Raw genomic sequence first — 307 nt, forward strand, 5'->3', positions numbered from 1 at the left:
GCTGGCCAAGCCGGCAGACGTGGAAGCCGTAGCCCGCGCCCATGGCATCGAACTGCCCGAAGGCCTGGAGATCCTCGACCCCGACCTGATTCGCCAGCGTTACGTCGAGCCCATGGTGGCCCTGCGCAAAACCAAAAGCCTCAACGCGCCGATGGCCGAGCAGCAACTGGAAGACACCGTGGTGATCGCCACCATGATGCTTGCGCTGGATGAAGTCGACGGCCTGGTCTCCGGCGTCATCCACTCCACCGCCAACACCATTCGCCCGGCCTTGCAGTTGATCAAGACCGCGCCGTGCGGCACGTTG

Annotated in this window: 1 protein-coding gene; it reads left to right on the forward strand. The window is 64.5% G+C overall.

All coding sequences use genetic code 11. From position 1 onward, the window contains the following. The coding region (locus tag HX855_RS32985; protein WP_256736861.1) for a phosphate acyltransferase at positions 1-307 on the forward strand (307 nt) is incomplete at both ends.

The sequence above is a fragment of the Pseudomonas sp. IPO3778 genome (assembly GCF_013386825.1).
Classification (GTDB): domain Bacteria; phylum Pseudomonadota; class Gammaproteobacteria; order Pseudomonadales; family Pseudomonadaceae; genus Aquipseudomonas.